At 66.9% G+C, this 19,176-nt stretch carries 19 protein-coding genes; 15 read left to right on the top strand and 4 right to left on the bottom strand.

What is annotated here, in order from left to right; translation table 11 throughout:
- Positions 1–9: 9 nt before the first annotated feature.
- On the bottom strand, positions 10–960 hold the full coding sequence (locus EAH76_RS17900) for an RluA family pseudouridine synthase (protein ID WP_140851641.1): 951 nt from the start codon (positions 958–960) through the stop codon (positions 10–12).
- A gap of 21 nt (positions 961–981) precedes the next feature.
- On the opposite strand from EAH76_RS17900, the gene EAH76_RS17895 reads away from it, so the two are divergent.
- Positions 982–1,380, top strand: a complete 399-nt coding sequence (locus EAH76_RS17895) for a M67 family metallopeptidase (protein WP_431358001.1) — start codon at positions 982–984, stop codon at positions 1,378–1,380.
- Between the two features lie 13 nt (positions 1,381–1,393).
- On the opposite strand, the gene EAH76_RS17890 is transcribed toward EAH76_RS17895, so the two are convergent.
- From EAH76_RS17890 to EAH76_RS17880, 3 genes are all read right to left on the bottom strand, one after another.
- The gene (locus EAH76_RS17890) at positions 1,394–3,178 is read right to left on the bottom strand and encodes an AMP-dependent synthetase/ligase (RefSeq protein ID WP_140851745.1); all 1,785 of its coding nucleotides are present in this window, start codon (positions 3,176–3,178) and stop codon (positions 1,394–1,396) included.
- Between the two features lie 58 nt (positions 3,179–3,236).
- A complete protein-coding gene (gene ggt / locus EAH76_RS17885) occupies positions 3,237–4,985 on the bottom strand; it encodes a gamma-glutamyltransferase (protein WP_140851639.1) in 1,749 nt (582 codons plus the stop codon).
- Between the two features lie 80 nt (positions 4,986–5,065).
- On the bottom strand, positions 5,066–6,112 hold the full coding sequence (locus tag EAH76_RS17880; RefSeq protein ID WP_140851638.1) for a quinone-dependent dihydroorotate dehydrogenase: 1,047 nt from the start codon (positions 6,110–6,112) through the stop codon (positions 5,066–5,068).
- 261 nt (positions 6,113–6,373) lie between these two features.
- Between EAH76_RS17880 and EAH76_RS17875 the strand changes: the two genes are divergently transcribed.
- The 14 genes from EAH76_RS17875 to EAH76_RS17810 all read left to right on the top strand — a co-directional run bounded on the left by EAH76_RS17875 (position 6,374) and on the right by EAH76_RS17810 (position 19,176).
- Positions 6,374–7,243: a helix-turn-helix transcriptional regulator gene (locus EAH76_RS17875; RefSeq protein WP_140851637.1), complete on the top strand. Its 870-nt coding sequence runs from the start codon at positions 6,374–6,376 to the stop codon at positions 7,241–7,243.
- 87 nt (positions 7,244–7,330) lie between these two features.
- Complete coding sequence (locus EAH76_RS17870) at positions 7,331–7,744, top strand: SUF system Fe-S cluster assembly regulator (protein ID WP_140851636.1); 414 nt, start codon at positions 7,331–7,333, stop codon at positions 7,742–7,744.
- 154 nt (positions 7,745–7,898) lie between these two features.
- Entirely contained in the window at positions 7,899–9,383 is a 1,485-nt protein-coding gene (sufB, locus tag EAH76_RS17865) for a Fe-S cluster assembly protein SufB (RefSeq protein ID WP_140851635.1), read from the top strand.
- Between the two features lie 182 nt (positions 9,384–9,565).
- Positions 9,566–9,748 (top strand): hypothetical protein, encoded by a 183-nt coding sequence (locus tag EAH76_RS17860; protein ID WP_161989085.1) that lies wholly within the window; start codon positions 9,566–9,568, stop codon positions 9,746–9,748.
- Positions 9,735–10,478 (top strand): Fe-S cluster assembly ATPase SufC, encoded by a 744-nt coding sequence (gene sufC, locus EAH76_RS17855; protein ID WP_140851633.1) that lies wholly within the window; start codon positions 9,735–9,737, stop codon positions 10,476–10,478. The genes EAH76_RS17860 and sufC overlap by 14 nt, the downstream gene beginning before the upstream one ends.
- A gap of 133 nt (positions 10,479–10,611) precedes the next feature.
- The gene (locus EAH76_RS17850) at positions 10,612–11,364 is read left to right on the top strand and encodes a SufD family Fe-S cluster assembly protein (RefSeq protein WP_140851632.1); all 753 of its coding nucleotides are present in this window, start codon (positions 10,612–10,614) and stop codon (positions 11,362–11,364) included.
- A 127-nt stretch (positions 11,365–11,491) separates the two neighbouring features.
- Positions 11,492–12,706: an aminotransferase class V-fold PLP-dependent enzyme gene (locus EAH76_RS17845; protein WP_140851631.1), complete on the top strand. Its 1,215-nt coding sequence runs from the start codon at positions 11,492–11,494 to the stop codon at positions 12,704–12,706.
- A complete protein-coding gene (locus EAH76_RS17840) occupies positions 12,703–13,164 on the top strand; it encodes an SUF system Fe-S cluster assembly protein (RefSeq protein WP_140851630.1) in 462 nt (153 codons plus the stop codon). The genes EAH76_RS17845 and EAH76_RS17840 overlap by 4 nt, the downstream gene beginning before the upstream one ends.
- A gap of 123 nt (positions 13,165–13,287) precedes the next feature.
- Positions 13,288–13,641 carry a HesB/IscA family protein gene (locus EAH76_RS17835; protein WP_140851629.1) on the top strand — a complete coding sequence of 118 codons (354 nt, stop codon included), beginning with the start codon at positions 13,288–13,290 and terminating at the stop codon, positions 13,639–13,641.
- Between the two features lie 55 nt (positions 13,642–13,696).
- On the top strand, positions 13,697–14,875 hold the full coding sequence (locus EAH76_RS17830) for an NAD(P)/FAD-dependent oxidoreductase (RefSeq protein ID WP_140851628.1): 1,179 nt from the start codon (positions 13,697–13,699) through the stop codon (positions 14,873–14,875).
- Positions 14,876–14,985: 110 nt separating this feature from the next.
- Complete coding sequence (locus EAH76_RS17825) at positions 14,986–15,372, top strand: endonuclease domain-containing protein (RefSeq protein WP_431358000.1); 387 nt, start codon at positions 14,986–14,988, stop codon at positions 15,370–15,372.
- A gap of 105 nt (positions 15,373–15,477) precedes the next feature.
- A complete protein-coding gene (locus EAH76_RS17820) occupies positions 15,478–17,193 on the top strand; it encodes a DEAD/DEAH box helicase (RefSeq protein ID WP_140851626.1) in 1,716 nt (571 codons plus the stop codon).
- 190 nt (positions 17,194–17,383) lie between these two features.
- Positions 17,384–18,478: a histidinol-phosphate transaminase gene (gene hisC, locus EAH76_RS17815; RefSeq protein ID WP_140851625.1), complete on the top strand. Its 1,095-nt coding sequence runs from the start codon at positions 17,384–17,386 to the stop codon at positions 18,476–18,478.
- Entirely contained in the window at positions 18,475–19,176 is a 702-nt protein-coding gene (locus EAH76_RS17810; RefSeq protein WP_140851624.1) for a haloacid dehalogenase type II, read from the top strand. Before hisC ends, EAH76_RS17810 begins: the two co-directional genes overlap by 4 nt.

Here is a 19,176-nt window from a genome sequence, read left to right as displayed (position 1 = left end):
GGCCGAATGCTATACCAAGAGGCCGCTGAACAGTTCCTGCATGTCAGCAGGCATTTCGCTGTCGAACGCCAAAGCGTTACCATTCACCGGATGAATGAACCCCAAACGGGCGGCGTGCAACGCCTGACGTCGGAAACCCAAGGTTTCCAGAAGCGCCTTGTGGCCTTGCTTTGTTCTACCGTAGACCGGGTCGCCGATCAAGGGATGGCCGAGCGAGGCCATGTGCACGCGGACCTGATGCGTGCGCCCCGTCTCCAGCCGACATTCCACCAGCGCGCCCCCGTTCAACCGCTCAAGCGTAGTATAGTGGGTGACGGCGCGTTTCCCGCCGGGGACGATCGCTATTTTCTTGCGGTTCGACGGCGAGCGCGCGAGCGGGGCGTCGACCGAGCCGGCAGTGGGGTTAGGGCGGCCCGATACCATCGCCTTGTAGCGGCGGTCGATCGAGTGATCGTGGAACTGGCGGGCGAGGCCCTCATGCGCGCGGTCGGTCTTGGCGGCGACCATCAGCCCCGACGTGTCCTTGTCGATTCGGTGGACGATCCCTGGGCGGGCGACGCCGCCGATCCCCGACAGATTGCCCGCGCAATGGTGCAGCAGCGCGTTGACGAGCGTTCCGTCGGCATTGCCGGCGGCGGGGTGGACGACGAGTCCGGCCTGCTTGTCGATCACGATGAGGTGGTCGTCCTCGAACACGACGTTGAGCGCGATGTCCTGCGCTTCGTTGGTCGAGGGCGTCGCTTCGGGAACGGCGACGACGTACAGCCCTCCGGCAACCGCCTTGCTCGACGGGTCGCTCACCACCGTGCCGCGTGGATCGGTGACCGCGCCACCGGCGATCAGCGCCTTGAGCCGTTCGCGCGAAACCTCGGGCAGCGCGTCGGCGAGCGCGCGGTCGAGCCGGAGGCCTAACGCCTTTTCGGACACGCGCGCTTCGATGGTGACGACCCCCCGGTTCATGACTAGAATCTGGGAATGGCGATGGAAATTTCAAGCACTCTCCTGGCGGGACTGCTAAACGAGGCGCAATTATCGCCGACGCGCGAGATTTGCGGGCTGCTGTTCGGCACCGCCGATCGGATCGACACAGCGCAAGCCTGTCCCAACGTCGCGCCCGACCCGAGTCGGCATTTCGAGATCGATCCTGCGGCGCTGTTCGCCGCGCACCGGGCGGTGCGCACTGGTGGGACAGCGGTGATCGGGCATTACCATTCGCATCCCTCGGGTGTCGCCAACCCTTCCGCACGCGATGCGGAGGGCGCGATGGGGGACGATGCGCTGTGGCTGATCGTGACGGCGGGCGAGGCACGGCTGTGGCAAACCCGGCTGCCCGGCACGTTCGTCGCGGTCGAGTATAGCGCGGTCGCCACGCCCGACTGAGCGCGCCGCGCGGTCAGGCCTTGTACAGCGCCTCGAGCCGCGTGCCGTAGACCGCCTTCAGTACGTGCCGCCGGATCTTGAGGCTCGGCGTCATCTGCTCGTTCTCGATCGCGAAGGGTTCGTCGGCGAGGACGAAGCGGCGGATGCGCTCGGTCACCGCGAGTTCCTTGTTCACGCGCTCGACCGCATGGCCCAAGGCGGTGCGATATTCGCTATTCTCGGCCAGCCGCGCGAAGTTGCAGGCATTGCCCTCGCGTGCGCACCATTGCTGGGTCCACTCCGAATCGGGGACGATCACCGCGACCATGTACGGCCGCCGATCGCCGAACAGCATCGCCTGCGCGATCTCGGGCTGGAGCGTGAGCATCCCCTCGACCTTTTGCGGCGCGACATTCTCGCCCTTGTCGTTAACGATGATGTCCTTCTTGCGATCGGTGATCTGGATCCGGCCGTTCGCGTCGATCACGCCGATGTCGCCGGTATGCAGCCAGCCGTCCTGGAGCACGCGCGCGGTCTCGGCCGGGTTGCGCCAATAGCCGTGCATGACGAGCTCGCCGCGAACCAGGATTTCGCCATCGTCGGCGATGCGCACTTCGGTATCGGGCATCGGCGGGCCGACCGTGTCCATCTTCAGTCCGGCCTTGGGGCGGTTGCACGAGATCACCGGCGCGGTCTCGGTCTGGCCATAGCCTTGCAGGACGGTGATACCGACCGCTTCGAAAAAGGTGCCGACCTCGGGCGTGAGCGGTGCGCCGCCCGATACCAGCGCCTTGATCCGCCCGCCGAAGCGCTGCTGGATCTTGGGGCGCAAGGTGGCGCCGAGCAGGAAATCCATCGGCTTGTCGAGCAACCCGGCCTTGCCCGCGGCTTTCTTGCCGCCGAGCGCCTGCGCGCGGCCGAGCAGATAGGTCGAGAGCTTGCCCTGCTTCTCGACCGCCTTGGTGATCCGCGTGCGGAGCAGTTCGAACAGCCGCGGCACGACGATCATCATCGTCGGGCGGACCTCCTCGATATTGGCGGCGAGCTTGTCGAGCCCTTCGCTGTAATAGATCTGCGCGCCGAGCCCGATCGGGAAATATTGCCCGCCGGTATGCTCATAGGCGTGGCTGAGCGGGAGGAACGACAGGAAGATCTCGTCGTCCCAACCGAAATCCTCCGAGATGATCGTGCAGCAGCCCTGGACGTTGTGGAGGATCGCGCCGTGGTGCTGCATCACACCGCGCGGGGATCCGCCGGTGCCGCTGGTGTAGATGAGGCACGCGGTATCGTCGCGCTTGGCGGTCGCGGCGATGGTCGATGGCGCGGCGGCGTAGGTCGCGAGCAGGGCGTCCCACTGGTGGAATTCGAGCGCGCCCGATTGGTTGGCACGCAGGTCCTCGATTCCGATCACGATCTGCGCGGTGCTCGCGCGGATCGCGGCGGGAAGCAGCGTCTTGGCGAGCTTCGCGGTCGAGACGATCACCGCCTTGGCGCCCGAATTCTCGAGGATGTGGATGTGATCGCGTTCGGTGTTGGTGGTGTAGGTCGGCACGGTGATGCACCCCGCCGCCATGATCGCGAGATCGGCGATGCAGAATTCGGGGCGGTTTTCGCTGACCAGCATCACGCGGTCGCCGGGCGTGAGCCCGATCGCGTTGAGCGCTGCCGCCATGCTCGCGACCTGGTGCGCGGTTTCGGTCCAGCTGCGCGAGACCCAGCGGCCGCCCGCCTTATGCCACAGGAAGGGCGCGTCGCCCTTCTCGGTGGCGCGCGTGAGGAACATCGCGACGAGGTTGGGGAAATGTTCGAGGCGGCGGATGTCTGACATAGTCTCTCTCCCGAGGAGGGCGCGCCGTGTTCGGCTGCGGGGTAACGCTTTACTCGGCCGGACGGGGCAATGCGCCGGCGCGGATGATCTGCGTGGTCTGCCCGTCCTCGCGCACCGCGACACCTTCGCTGCGCGGATCGGCCGCGCCGACCCAGGCACCGTCGACGCGCTCGATCGCATTGGCTTTTAAACCCAACGGCGCGATTTGGATATGCTCACCGAGCGCCTGCAGCGCAGGGACCATTGCTTCGAGCTGCGTGCCCTTTTCGGCGACGGCATCGAGCTTTGGCGCATAGAGCAGGCCCATCGCGATCGCGTTCTGCGCGCTGAGCTTCCAGTCGAGCACGCCGACCAGCGCCTTCGCCACCTGCGCGATGATCGTCGACCCACCCGCCGCGCCGATCGCGATGCGGACCTTGCCGTCGGGGGCATAGACGATCGTCGGCGCCATCGAGCTGCGCGGACGCTTGCCGCCCTCGACGCGGTTGGCGACGAGATAGCCGTCCTTGGCGGGGACGAAGTCGAAATCGGTCAGCTCGTTGTTGAGCATCACGCCATCGACCGACAGGCCCGACCCGAAATAGCTTTCGATCGTCGTGGTGACCTCGGCGACGTTGCCCTTCCTGTCGACCGCGACGAGGTCGCTCGTGCCGGGAACGTCGGCATTGGGCGCGAGCGTGCGCGGCGGGGCGCCGGCCGGGGTGCCGGCGGCGATGCTCGTCATGCTGCGCTCGGGCGAGATCAGCGCCGAGCGCGATGCGAGATAGGCGGGATCGAGCAAGCCCTTGATCGGCACGGTGACGTGGTCGGGATCGCCAAGATACATGTCGCGATCGGCATAAGCGAGCCGCTCGGATTCGGCGAAGAGGTGCCAGGCGACGGGCGAATCCTTGCCGAGCCCCGCCATGTCGAAGCGTTCGAGCTGCTTGAGGATCATCAGCACCGCGGTGCCGCCCGACGACGGCGGCGCCATACCGCAGACCTTGTAGACGCGGTACATGATGCAGAGCGGTGCGCGCTCCTTGGCGCGGTAGCCGGCGAGATCAACGAGCGTCATTTTGGACGGGTTCTGCGCGGAGGTGTTGACCGCGGCGACGATCTTCTGCGCGACTGCGCCCTTGTAGAAATAGTCGGGGCCGTTCTTCGCGATCGCCGCGAACAACGCGGCCTGTTCGGGGCTCTTCAGCAGCGTGCCGACCGGTAGCGGCTTGCCGTCTGCCGCGAGGAAATGTCCACGCGCCCACGGATCGATATGCCGCCCGAAATTGGCGAGCCCGTTATGCAGCCGCGGGGTGATCGCGAAGCCATTTTGCGCGAGCTTGATTGCCGGGCCGAACAGCGTCGCCCAGGGCAGCTTGCCGTAGCGCTGATGCGCCAGCGCCATCATCCGCAGATTGCCCGGCACGCCGACGCTGCGCCCGCCGGGGATCGCCGCAAAGACGGGGAGCGGCTTGCCGTCGGGGCCGTAGAACCATTTCGGGTCGGCCGCCGCGGGGGCTGCTTCGCGTCCGTCGAAGCCGGCGATCGCGCTGGTCGCGGCATCGTGATGGAGCATGAAGCTACCCCCGCCGATCCCGCTATTCTGCGGCTCGACGACGTTGAGCACGAGCATCGTCGCGATCGCGGCGTCGGTCGCGCTGCCGCCCTTGCGCAGGATCTCGGCGCCGGCCGCGGCGGCGCGCGGGTCGGCGGCACTCACCATGCCGAGCGCGCGCGGCGGGGTGGGGGCGGGGCGTCTGGCCTCCGCGATTGTGGGCGTGATCAGCAGGAGCAGCGAGGCAACGAGCGGTCTGGTCATGATTCGACCGTAGCGCGCTGCGCCGCGCAGGCAAGAACGCGATCGGCCGAAGCGCGCTCTTCTTGCCGACCGAGGCGCGCTCAGGCGGCTTGCGTGCCGACCGCCTCGGTGACGGTCGCAAAGCCGTCGCGCGCGAGCCGCTTCGCAAGCCCGCGCAGGATCCGCTGTGCGAGGCCGGGGCCCTGATAGACCAGGGCAGTGTAGAGCTGCACCAGGCTCGCCCCGGCGCAGATGCGGGCATAGGCTTCGTCGGCGCTGTCGATCCCGCCCGCCGAGATCAGCGGCATCGCGCCGCCGGTCGCGCTGCGGAAATCGGCGAGCCGCTGGCGTGCGAGGCTCGCCAGCGGTGCGCCCGAGAGGCCGCCCGTCTCGCCGGCATGCGCCGAGCGCAACGCCGGGCGCGACACGGTCGTGTTGCTGACGATCAGCGCATCGACGTTATGCGCCGCCGCGGCGCGCGCGATGAAGTCGATCGCCGACGGGTCGAGATCGGGGGCAACCTTGAGGAACAGCCGCGGTCGCTCGATCGGCGCGCGACGCGCCTCGTCGGCGGCGGCGAGCACGTCGAGCAGTTCGTTGCCGTGCTGCAGGTCACGCAGGCCCGGCGTGTTGGGCGAGCTGATGTTGACCGTGACATAATCGGCGACCCGCGCCGCCGCGGCGACGCCGTGCGCATAATCGGCGACGCGGTCGGGCGCGTCCTTGTTCGCGCCGACGTTGATGCCGAGCACGCCGCGTCGCTTGGCTACGACCGCGCGCGGCAAAGCGGCGGCGATCCCGCCATTGTTGAAGCCCATGCGGTTGATCACCGCCCGGTCCTCGACCAGCCGGAACAGTCGCGGTTTGGGGTTGCCCGGCTGCGGCAGCGGGGTCAGCGTGCCGATCTCGACGCTGCCGAAGCCCAGGCCGAAGAACCCGTCGATCGCGCTGCCATTCTTGTCGACCCCCGCGGCGAGCCCGAGCGGGTTGGCGAAATCGAGCCCGGCGACATGGCTTCGCAGGCTTGCCGGCCCCTGGCTCAGCGCGACTCCAGCGCGACTTGCTCTCGCGAGCAGGGTCAGCGTGAGTTCGTGCGCGCGTTCGGCATCGAACGCGAAGAGCGCGGGGCGGAGCAGGGGGAACAGCATGGCGGCGTGATGGCAGCGCGGTGCGGCTGCGTCAAAGCGATAGCGCGGCCGTGCTCGCGTGCATGGCAACGCTACGGTGCGCGCGATCCGGCGAGTCTGTCCAATACTGTTGCCTGCGAATCAGGGTAGATGGAAGTGCGACCCGGAAAGCTCCAGATCGGAGCCTTCTCCCTCGGGCCGGTCAGTTTACTGGCCGGCCCGCTTTTCTTTGTCCGGTGAACGCGTTACGCTCGGCGCCCAAGAATAGGGGGGCGCATAATTGTGGGGGATGTTCGGCTGGACTATGCCGTTCCGGCAGCGGATCTGGCCGATTATGTCACGCTATTCTATGATTTTTCCGCCGACGTCGCGATCTTCGACGACGTCGAGCGCGCCGATAACGCGCAGATTCGCTTTCGTCTGTCGCCGGGTAGCGCGCGCTATCGCTTCGCCGACGGGACCGAGCAGGAATCGCCCGACTTCCACGTGATCGGGCCGACCAGCGGCGCGGTCCATGTCCATGCCGAGGGGCCGATCGCAGTATTCGGGATGGGGCTCACCGCGGTCGGCTGGGCGGCGATGATCGGGGTGGATGCATCGACGCTCGTCAACCGGGTGGTCGATGCCGGGCTCCTGTTCGGCGTTGGCCGGTTGCAGGTTGCCGCCGCCGCTTTGCGCAAGACCGAGGGGATCGCCGCGCGCGCCGCGGTCGGCGAGGGGCTGGTGCGCGATATCCTGCGCGGCGCAGACGGCCATTGCACGCTCGGCGCGATCTGGTTCGTGCGCCAGGTCGATGCGTGGCTGGCAGCGAGTCCGTCGCCCGAAATGGACGATCTGCTCGACACCACGCGTCTGTCGCGGCGGCAGGTCGAGCGCAAATGCAACGCGCTCTATGGTGCCCCGCCCAAATTGCTCGCGCGCAAATATCGCGCGTTGCGTGCCGCAGTGGCGATGGTGGCGGGGGACGAGACCGTCGGCGATGCGGTCGATCGCGGTTTTTACGACCAGTCGCACATGATCCGCGAGATCAAGCAGTTTACCGGGCTGACCCCCGGGCAGATCCGCGCCGACCCCGGTATTCTGTCGCAATTGACGATCACGCACCGTACCGCGCTCGAAGGCGTCGTCAGCCCGCTGGTGAGCGGGACCTAACTTTGCCAGCCCATGCCGGGGTAGGGGTTGACCCGAATCGTGCGCGCGCCCATTTGCAATCGGAGCGAATTCATCCGATTGGACCCGATGCGTCTTTCCAGCCTTGCCGACTATGCCGTCGTGATGATGTCCGCCGCCGCGCGGCATTGCGGTAGCGTGGGCAGGCTGAATGCGACGATGCTCGCCGAGGAGACGGGGCTGCCGTTGCCGACGGTGCAGAAGCTCGTCAGCCGGCTGTCGGCGGGTGGGCTGATCGAGAGCACGCGCGGCACCGGCGGCGGTTTCCGGTTGTCGCGACCGGCGGCGGCGATCAGCCTGGCCGAGATCATCGAGGCGGTCGAGGGACCGATCGCGCTGACCACCTGCGTCGACGAGGCGCGGCACGATTGCGCGCTCGAGGGCGATTGTCGGGTCAAGCCGCATTGGAACGTCGTCAACGGCGCGGTCCGTGGGGCGCTCGACGGTGTTTCGCTGGCGAGCCTGTCGAGGATCCCGGCATGACCCGCGCAGCGCCTTACCCACTTCTTCTCCGCGTCTCCGCGTCTCCGCGTGAACAAGAAATTGAATTCACGCGGAGACGCGGAGACGCGGAGATTTTTGAGAGCCGCTGTGCGGCAGAGAATTTAGACAGCCGCATCGCGGCGGAGACGATCTGATGGCCACCAAGAACGCCGAAGCCTATGAAGCCGTCAGCAAGACGTACGAATGGGGTTTCCATTCGGACATCGAGCAGGACTTCGCGCCCAAGGGGCTGAGCGAGGACACCGTCCGCTTCATCTCCGCCAAGAAGGGCGAGCCCGAGTGGATGCTCGACTGGCGGCTCAAGGCGTTTCGCCTGTGGCTGACGATGGAGGCGCCCGACTGGGCCAAGCTCCAGATGGACCCGATCGACTATCAGGACGCGTACTATTACGCCGAGCCCAAGGTGAAGCCCAAGCTTGGCTCGCTCGACGAGGTCGATCCCGAGATCCTGCGCGTCTATGAGAAGCTCGGCATCCCGATCGAGGAGCAGAAGATGCTCGCGGGCGTCGAGGAGCTTGATGCCGAGGGCCAGCCCAAGCGCCGCGTTGCCGTCGACGCAGTGTTCGACAGCGTTTCGGTCGCGACCACCTTCCGCAAGGAGCTCGAGTCGGCGGGTGTGATCTTCCGGTCGATCTCCGAGGCGATCAAGGAATATCCCGATCTCGTCCGCAAGTGGCTCGGCAAGGTCGTGCCGCAGCACGACAATTATTTCGCGACGCTCAACTGCGCGGTCTTCAGCGACGGGACCTTCGTCTACATCCCCGAGGGCGTGCGCTGCCCGATGGAGCTGTCGACCTATTTCCGCATCAATGCCGAGAATACCGGGCAGTTCGAACGCACGCTGATCGTCGCCGACAAGGGATCGTACGTCTCGTATCTCGAGGGCTGCACCGCGCCGATGCGCGACGAGAACCAGCTGCATGCGGCGGTGGTCGAGCTCGTCGCGCTCGACGATGCCGAGATCAAATATTCGACCGTGCAGAACTGGTATCCCGGCGACGAGAACGGGAAGGGCGGGATCTACAATTTCGTCACCAAGCGCGCTTTGTGCCAGGGCAAGAATTCGAAGGTGTCGTGGACGCAGGTCGAGACCGGCAGCGCGATCACCTGGAAATATCCGTCGTGCGTGCTCGCGGGCGAGAACAGCGTCGGCGAATTCTATTCGGTCGCGGTGACCAACAATCGCCAGCAGGCCGATACCGGCACCAAGATGATTCATCTCGGCAAGGGCTCGCGCTCGACGATCGTGTCGAAGGGCATTTCGGCGGGGCGATCGGACAACACCTATCGCGGGCTGGTGCGCGTGGCGCCGACCGCGGAGGGCGTGCGCAACTTCACCCAGTGCGACTCGCTGCTGCTCGGCGACCAGTGCGGCGCGCATACCGTGCCGTATATCGAGGTGCGCAACCCGTCGGCGCAGATTGAGCATGAGGCGACCACCTCGAAGATTTCCGACGACCAGATGTTCTACGCGATGCAGCGCGGGCTCGACCAGGAGGCGGCGGTGGCGCTGATCGTCAACGGGTTTGCCAAGGAAGTGCTGCAGCAGCTGCCGATGGAGTTCGCGGTCGAAGCGCAGAAGTTGCTGGGGATCAGCCTCGAGGGGTCGGTGGGGTGATTTTCGGGTGGGCGCCCATACCGTGGACGCTGGGTTTTCTCCATTCCCGGAGATTGAAACACGGCTTCTCAGAGCGGAGCAGGCTCCCATTGGAATGGCTAGTGGCGACCGAGGCGGATTGGCCTCCTGTGGATAGGCTAGGCGATGATTTCGACTGGGCCCGACGTACGGGTACTGGTTTCGTGGCTGAAAGTGATGCGGAAACCCTTTTCCTCATCCAACGCGATTGGTTCGGTTGGCCTGATCCGCCGGAGTGGGGATTGGCCTCAAACTCCAAAGCGGACGGCAAGTGGCATTTGTGGGGCAGCTTCGATGCTGTTCCCGAAAATTGGAAAGTTCCGGAAGTAGCTCATGCTGAAAATTGAAAACCTCCACGCCGAAATCGACGGCAAGGAAATCCTCAAGGGCCTCTCGCTCAGCGTCAATGCGGGCGAGGTCCATGCGATCATGGGGCCGAACGGCGCGGGCAAGTCGACGCTCGGCTATGTGCTCGGCGGGCGGCCCGGCTATGAGGTCACCGCGGGCTCGGTCGAGTTCGATGGCAAGGATTTGCTCGAGATGGCGCCGCACGAGCGCGCCGCTGCCGGCCTGTTCCTCGGCTTTCAGTATCCGGTCGAGATCCCCGGCGTGTCGAACGTGCAGTTCCTGCGTGAGGCTTTGAACGCACAACGCCGCGGGCGCGACGAGAAGCCGCTGTCGGGCGCGGAATTCCTGAAGCTCGCGCGCGAGCAGGCCGCCGCGCTGTCGATGGATGCCGAGATGCTCAAGCGTCCGGTCAATGTCGGCTTTTCGGGCGGCGAGAAGAAGCGCAACGAGATGGTGCAGATGGGGATCGTCAACCCCAAGCTCGCGATCCTCGACGAGACCGACAGCGGGCTCGACATCGATGCGCTTCGGATCGTGGGCGATGGGATCAACCGGATCATGCGCGCGCCCGACAAGGCGGTGATCCTGATCACGCATTACGAGCGGCTGCTGGGGTATGTCGCGCCTGATTTCGTGCATGTGCTGTCGGCCGGGCGGATCATCCGTTCGGGCGGTCCGGAGCTGGCGGCCGAGCTCGAGCGCGAAGGCTATGCGGGGGTGCTGGCGTGAGCGGCCTTGCAACCATAAATCCCCTCCCCTTCAGGGGAGGGGTTGGGGTGGGGCCGTGCCGCGCGTCGCACGCCGGCGGTAGTCTCTGCGAGGCGTCCCCCMCCCCCAACCCCTCCCCTGAAGGGGAGGGGCGATGAACGTGCTCGCGCTCCCCACCCGCCGCGATGAATCGTGGCGCTATTCCGACCTCGAGGCCGTCGCCTCGGTCTGGCCGATCCCGGCTGCCGAGGTGATCGAAGTCCCCGCCGGCACCCACGTCTCGCGCGTCATCGTGCAGGACGCCGCGACCGATGCCGTGGCGATCCGCGATTATCGCGTGATCCTCAACGCCGGTGCGACCGCGACCTTCCACGTGCTCAACGTGGGCGGAAAGCTCGGCCGCGTGACGATCGATGTGACGTGCCATGAGGGTTCGCATTTCGAGCTCGGCGGGGCGATGCTCGGTGGCGGCGACCAGACGCTCGAGATCGTCACCGTGCTCAACCATATCGAGCCCAACGCCACCTCGAACCAGGTGGTGCGCTCGGTGCTCGGCGGACGCGCGACGGGGTCGTATCTCGGCAAGGTCGCGGTCGCACGGCACGCGCAGAAGACCGATGCGTCGCAGTCGGTGAAGGCGATGCTGCTCAGCCGCACCGCGACCGCCAACGCCAAGCCCGAACTCGAGATCTTCGCCGACGACGTGAAGTGCGCGCATGGTGCGACGGTCGGCGAGCTGGACGCGAATGCTTTGTTTTACCTTGCGTCGCGCGGGATTGCGCCGGCTCAGGCGAAGGCGATGTTGCTGCGCGCGTTCATCGGGTCGGTGTTCGAGGGGATCGAAGACGTGGGCGAACGTGAGCGCGTCGAGGCGTCTGCGCAGGCTGCGTTGGAGCGGATGCTGTGAGCAACGCGCGCAACCTGCTCCCCTCCCTGGAAGGGAGGGGCTGGGGGTGGGTTGGCCCGTTGTTCGGGCGGACTTCACCCTTCAGACCGACCCACCCCCAACCCCTCCCTTCCAGGGAGGGGAGGCAATGAGCGCGCTGACCCAGACCCGACCGCTCGATCACGTCGCTGACTTCCCGGCCATCCCTGCCGGCTGGGCCTATCTCGACACCGCCGCCACCGCGCAGAAGCCACAGGAAGTGATCGACGCGATCACCCGCGCCTATGACACCAGCTACGCCACGGTGCACCGCGGCGTGTACCAGCGCTCGGCCGACATGACGCTCGCCTATGAGGCGGCGCGTCGCAAGGTGGCCAAATTCCTCAACGCCGGCTCGGAAAACGAGATCGTCTTCGTCCGCGGTGCGACCGAGGGGATCAACCTCGTCGCGCAATGTTGGGCGGGAACGCGGCTCAAGGCTGGCGACCGCATCCTGCTCTCGACGCTCGAGCATCACAGCAACATCGTGCCGTGGCAGATGGTCGCCGAGCGGATCGGTGCGCAGATCGATGTGATCCCGCTGACCGAAGACCACCGCATCGACCTCGACGCGATGGCCGCGATGATCACGCCGCAGCATAAGCTCGTTGCGCTGGGGCATGTCTCGAACGTGCTCGGTTCGGTGCTCGACGGCCGCCGCGCCGCCGATATCGCGCATTCGGTCGGCGCGAAGATCCTGCTCGACGGCTGCCAGTCGGTCCCGCGGATGACGGTCGATGTGGCCGCGCTCGATTGCGATTTCTACGTCTTTTCGGGGCACAAGCTCTACGGCCCGACCGGGATCGGCGTGCTGTGGGCGCGGCCCGAACTGCTCGAGGCGATGCCGCCGTACCAGGGTGGCGGGTCGATGATCGACAAGGTCAGCTTCGCCAAGACCACCTATGCGCCGCCGCCGGGCCGCTTCGAGGCGGGGACGCCGCATATCGTCGGCGTGCTCGGGCTTGCCGCCGGGATCGACTATGTGACGCGGATCGGGCTCGACCGGATCCACGCGCACGAGACAGCGCTGGTCAAGCTGACGCGCGATGCGCTGTCGCAGATCAATTCGTTGACGCTGTTCGGGCCTGAGGATTCCGCGGGAATCGTCAGCTTCAGCATCGAAGGGGTGCATCCGCACGACATCGGCACCATCTTGGACGAAGCCAAGGTGGCGGTGCGCGCCGGCCATCACTGCGCGCAGCCGCTGATGGAGGCGCTCGGCGTCGATGCCACGGCGCGGGCGAGCTTCGGGGTTTATAACAGCGCGGCGGACGTCGATGCGCTGGTCAAGGGTATTGAGCGAGTGACGAGGATTTTCGGATGAGCAACGGAATCGAGATCCAGGAAGTCGGCGCCGTCGAGCAGCCGCCGCGCGCGCGCGTCGAGGATGTCGCGGTCGAGAGCGGTGAGCGCAAGCGCGACTATCTCGAGGGCTTCCTCAGCCAGAAGCCCGCAGGCGATGTCGCCGGCGAGCCGGGCGGGGCGCTGTACGAGGGCGTCGTTTCGGCGCTCAAGGAAATCTATGATCCGGAAATTCCGGTCAACATCTACGATCTCGGGCTGATCTACGGCGTCGAGGTGACCGAGGCCGGCCATGCCGTCGTCACGATGACGCTGACCACGCCGCATTGCCCGGTTGCCGAATCGATGCCGATGGAAGTCGAACTGCGCGTCGGCGCGGTGCCGGGGGTCGGCTCGGCCGAGGTCAATTTGGTGTGGGACCCGGCATGGGATCCGGCCAAGATGTCCGACGATGCCAAGCTCGAACTGGGCATGCTGTAATCATCCCCCTCCCGCTTGCGGGAGGGGCTAGGGGAGGGCCTGTCCACCGGCGCGCCGTCCAAGGTTTACAGTCCCTCCCCCAACCCCTCCCGCAAGCGGGAGGGGAGAAGAAGGAAGACACCAATGACCACTGCAACCCGCGTTCGCCCCGCTGCGCTGATCCTGACGCCCACGGCGGAGGCGCGCATCGCCGCGCTGATGGCCAAGGCGCCAGCGGATGCGATCGGCGTCAAGCTGTCGACCCCGCGGCGCGGCTGTTCGGGACTCGCGTATTCGGTCGACTATGTCACCGAGGCGAAGCCGTTCGACGAGCGCATCGATACGCCCGGCGGCACGCTGTTCGTCGATGGCGGGTCGATCCTGTACCTGATCGGTTCGACGATGAACTGGGTCGAGGACGATTTCGCGGCGGGTTTTGTGTTCGTGAACCCCAACGCCAAGGGCGCATGCGGGTGCGGCGAGAGCTTTACCGTCTGACCAGAGCGGACACCCCGGACTGGCCTGAGCGCGCTTTTGCGTCCACAGGCGCCGCATGACGAACCCCATCTACGATACGATCATCCTCGGCGCCGGCGCTGCCGGGCTGATGTGCGCCTTCACCGCCGGGCAGCGCGGGCGGCGCGTGCTGCTGCTCGATCATGCCGAGGCGATTGGCAAGAAGATCCTGATTTCGGGCGGCGGGCGGTGCAATTTCACCAATGTGCACACCGCCGCGGATCGCTACATTTCGGCCAATCCGCATTTCGCCAAGTCGGCGCTCGGGCGCTACACCGCCGCGGATTTCCTGGCGCTGGTCGAGGCGCACGGCATCGCCTGGCACGAGAAGACGCTCGGGCAATTGTTCTGCGACGGCTCGGCCAAGCAGATCGTCGCGCTGCTGCAGGACGAATGCGACAAAGGCGGGGTGGAGATCGCGCTGGGTGAGGCGATCCGCGACATCGAGCATGCCGATGGGCAGTATCGCGTCACCTTCGGCGACCGCACCACGAGTGCGCCGTCGCTCGTCATCGCCACCGGCGGCCCGTCGATCCCGCAAATGGGCGCGACCGGATTTGCCTATGATCTCGCGCGCCGCTTCGGGCTGAAGGTGGTCGAGCCGCGTCCGGCGCTCGTGCCGCTGACGCTCGGCGGCGAGGAGACGCTGTTCCGCTCGCTTTCGGGTGTCGCGGCCGAGGTCGTCGCCAAGGCGGGCAAAACCAAGTTCCGCGAAGCGGCGCTGTTCACGCACAAGGGGCTGAGCGGCCCGGCGATCCTGCAGATCTCGTCTTACTGGCGCCATAGCGAGCCGGTCGGGATCGATTTCCTGCCCGACCTCAAGCCCGGCTGGCTGGTCGGCGTGAAGCACGCCCGGCCGCGCGTTTCGCTGGCGTCGGTGCTGTCGAACCATCTGCCCGGCCGCCTCGCGGAGACATTGGCCGACCGGCTCGGCATCGAGGGCGAGCTCGGCGCGGCGACCGACAAGGTGGTCGACGCGGCGGCGCGGCAGCTGGCCGACTGGCGCTTCAGCCCCAACGGCACCGAAGGCTTCGCCAAGGCCGAGGTGACCGCGGGCGGCATCTCGACCGCCGAACTGTCGTCGCAGACGATGGAGGCGCGGAAGGTGCCGAGGCTGTACGCGATCGGCGAGGCGGTCGATGTGACCGGGTGGCTCGGCGGCTACAACTTCCAATGGGCCTGGGCGAGCGGCTGGGCGGCGGGGCAGGTGGTTTAGCGCTATCCGCGACCTTCTTCCTCCCCTCCCCGGAAGGGAGGGGCTGGGGGTGGGTTGCTCTCCGTATCGCGCGACGGCAGTCTTATGGAATGCCTCGAGTCTCACCCGAGATGACGAAACGCGCCCGGGATCTGCGGACTAACGCAACCGACGCTGAGCGCCGTATCTGGCTGCGGATACGATCGTATCGCCCGCGCTTCACCCGTCAGCTCGTTATCGGGCGATACATCATCGACATCGCCTGCCGCGAAGCGAAGCTGGCGATCGAACTCGACGGCGGTCAGCACACCGACTCGCCTTACGACGAGGAGCGAACTGCGTTCCTCGAAAGCCTCGGTTGGCAGGTGCTCCGCTTCTGGAATTCCGAGGTCATCACGAATCCCGGCGGGGTCACTGAAGCGATCCTGGCCGAGGTCGGCCGCCGCCTCGGGCCGACCCACCCCCAGCCCCTCCCTTCCAGGGAGGGGAGTAAGATGGAGAGTAAGACGGGGGATTAAGACGGGCTGTGTAGCCGATATCCCGACCCCCCGTGCTTTTCCTCCACGCCCGTGCTAAGGGCCCTTTTTGGCGCGCGAACCCGCCGCCCCCATATTCGGAATACCATGCCCTTCACACACCTCCCCACGCTTCTCGCCGAAGCGCTTTCCGCCCGTGGCTATGAAGCCCCGACCCCGGTCCAGGCCGCCGTCATCCAGCCCGAAGCCGAAGGCCGCGACGTCATCGTTTCAGCGCAGACCGGCTCGGGCAAGACCGTCGCGTTCGGTCTGGCCATCGCGCCGCAGCTGCTGACCGAGGACGGCCTGCTCCCGCCGCCGCGCGCACCGCTCGCGCTCGCGATCGCGCCGACGCGCGAACTCGCGCTGCAGGTCAGCCGCGAACTCGAATGGCTCTACGGCAAGGCCGGCGCGCGCATCTCGACCTGCGTCGGCGGGATGGACGCGTCGCGCGAGCGCCGCAGCCTCGCGCACGGCACGCATATCGTCGTCGGCACGCCGGGCCGTCTGCGCGACCATATCGAGCGCGGCGCGCTCGATCTGTCGAACCTCAAGGCGGTCATCCTCGACGAGGCCGACGAGATGCTCGACATGGGCTTCCGCGAGGATCTCGAACTGATCCTCGACGCGTCGCCGTCCGAGCGCCGCACGCTCCTCTTCTCGGCGACGATGCCCAAGTCGATCGTCGCGCTCGCCAAGCGCTACCAGAAGGACGCTTTGCGCATCTCGACCGTCGGCGAGGATCGCGGGCATGGCGACATCGAATATCAGGCGGTGACCGTTGCGCCGGCCGATATCGAGAATGCCGTCGTCAATCTGCTCCGCCTGCACGAGGCCGAGACAGCGATGCTGTTCTGCGCGACGCGCGACAATGTCCGCCATCTTCACGCCGGGCTGATCGAGCGTGGCTTCGCCGCGGTCGCGCTGTCGGGCGAGCATAGCCAGAACGAGCGCAATGCCGCGATGCAGGCGCTGCGCGACAAGCGCGCGCGCGTTTGCGTCGCGACCGACGTCGCCGCGCGCGGGATCGATCTGCCCTCGCTGTCGCTCGTCATCCACGTCGAGCTGCCGCGCGATGCCGAGACGATGCAGCATCGCTCGGGCCGCACCGGCCGCGCCGGCAAGAAGGGCACCGCGATTCTGATCGTGCCGTATCAGCGCAAGCGCCGCGTCGAAATGATGCTGCGCGGCGCCCGGATCGCGGTCGAGTGGATGAACGCCCCGACCGTTGACGACATTCGCAAGGCCGACAAGTCGCGGCTGATGACGATGCTGATGGAAGACGTCGAAGTCGACGAGGACGATCGCGCATTGGCGCAGCAGCTGCTCGAGAAGAAGAGCCCTGAGGATATCGCCGCCGCTCTGGTGCGCAGTTATCGCGCGCGGATGCCCGCGCCCGAGGAAATGATCGAGGCGAGCGGGTCTTCGCCGCGCGAGGCGGGCAAGGAGCATCACCGCGACGGGTTCGACGATATCGTCTGGTTCCGCATGGACATCGGCCGTCGCCAGAACGCCGATCCGCGCTGGATCCTGCCGCTGATCTGCCGTCGCGGGCACATCACCAAGAACGAAGTCGGCGCGATCCGCATCGCCGCCAACGAGACGATGTTCCAGGTGCCGAGCGGCATCGCGGGCAAGTTCATGGCGGCGGTGAAGCGTACCGCCGGCGAGGAAGCCGAAGGCGGCGTGCAGTTCGAGCAGGTCCAGGGTGGGCCGGTCGAAGCCGAGCGCAGCCCGCGTCGCGCCAACGGCCCGGCGCCGGTGCGGCACCAGCCGCGGCCGACGCTGCGTCCGGGTGGGCCGAGCAAGCGCCCGCAGCGCTGATCTTCTAAATCCTCCCTCGCGCAGCGGGGGAGGGGGACCGCCAGCCTTCTTCAGGCTGGTGGTGGAGGGGCACAAGCGTAACGCTCGTGGCACGGCCCCCTCCACCATTCGCTAAATGCTCATGGTCCCCCTCCCCCGCTGCGCGAGGGAGGATTTGAATAGGCGGGGATTCCCCGCTAACGCACGCGCCATGAACGCACCGCTTCCCAAGCCATGGGTCATGGCCATCGCCCCTTACGTGCCCGGTCGCTCGACAAGCGAGGGCGGGGCGCCCGTCATCAAGCTGTCGTCGAACGAAAATCCGCTCGGCACCAGCCGCCAGGCCGTCGAAGCGTTTTCCAGCCATTCGGGTGATCTCGCGCGCTATCCCGATGCCGGTGCGGCGCTGCTGCGCGAGGCGATCGCCGCGCATCATGATCTCGACCCCGCACGCGTGATCTACGGTACGGGCTCGGACGAAGTGCTCCACCTGATCGCCGGCGCCTATGCCGGGCCCGGCGACGAGATCATTCAGGTCCGCTACGGCTTTGCGGTCTACGAGATCGCCACCCGCCGCGTCGCCGCGACGCTCGTCACCGCCGCCGACCGCGATTACGCGACCGACGTCGATGCGATCCTCGCATCCGTCACCGAGCGCACCCGCGTCGTGTTCGTGGCGAACCCCAACAACCCGACCGGCACCTTCACGCGCAAGGACGAGATTGCACGGCTGCATGCCGCGCTTCCCGCGCAGGTGATGCTGGTGCTCGACCAGGCCTATGCCGAATATCTCGCCCCAGAGGACGATGACGGCGGGCTCGACCTGGCGCGCACTGCGGCCAACGTGATCGTCACGCGCACCTTCTCGAAGATCCACGGCCTTGCCGCCGAGCGGATCGGCTGGGGCTATGGGTCGGAGGAGGCGATCTCCGCGATGCACCGCATCCGCGCGCCGTTCTGCTGCACCACCGCCGGCCAGGAAGCCGCGATCGCAGCGCTCGGCGCGGCCGATTTCATCGCCGCCTCGCGCGAGCACAATCGCGTGTGGCGGGCGTGGTTCGGCGAGGAGATGGGCAAGCTTGGCAATGCGGGCTTACGTGTCGTGCCCAGCGAAGCGAACTTCCTGCTCGTGCTGTTCGAAGGCGCTGTCAGCGCCGAAACCGCGTATAAGGCGCTGCTCGAGCGTGGCTATATCGTGCGCTGGCTGCCGGGGCAGGGGCTCGCCAACGGGCTGCGCATGACAATCGGCACCGAGGCCGAGACGCGTGGCCTCGCCGAGGCGCTGCGCGAGATCGTCGCGGGGTGATCAAGGCGCTCGCCTTCGACGTGTTCGGCACCGTCGTCGACTGGCGGACGAGCATCGCGCGTGAGGCGGCGGCAGTTTTCGCGAAGATTGGGCGCGAGGATATCGATCCCGCGCGCTTCGCCGACGCGTGGCGCGGGCTCTACCAGCCAGCGATGGAAGAATGCCGTTCGGGGCGGCGGCCGTATACGCGGCTCGACCTGCTCAATCGCGAGACGCTCGACACGCTGGTCGAGCGCTTCGACATCGCGGCGGACGAGGCGACGCTGGCCGATCTCGCGCTGGCGTGGCGGCGGCTCGATCCTTGGCCCGACTCGGTCGCCGGGCTGACGCGGCTCAAGACGCGTTTCCCGATCGTCACGCTATCGAACGGCAATGTCGCGCTGATGCTCGCGCTGGCGCGGCATGGCGGGCTTCCATGGGATGCGATCATGGGGGCCGAGGCGACCGGGATCTACAAGCCATTGCCGCAGGCTTATCTCGGCACCGCGGATATCCTAGGGATCGCGCCCAACGAACTATGCCTCGTCGCCGCGCATCACAGCGATCTCGCCGCGGCGCGAGCGTGTGGGCTGGCGACCGCCTATGTCGATCGGCCGATGGAATTGGGCGGCGCACCCAAGCCCGACCACGCGGCCGAGCAAGTGTGGGACTATACCGCCGCTTCGCTGACCGAATTGGCCGACCGCCTCGGTTGCTGA

The sequence above is a fragment of the Sphingomonas glacialis genome, from assembly GCF_006439055.1.
In the GTDB taxonomy this organism is placed as follows: Bacteria; Pseudomonadota; Alphaproteobacteria; order Sphingomonadales; family Sphingomonadaceae; genus Sphingomonas; species Sphingomonas glacialis_A.
This window is presented reverse-complemented; position numbering and strand designations above follow the sequence as displayed.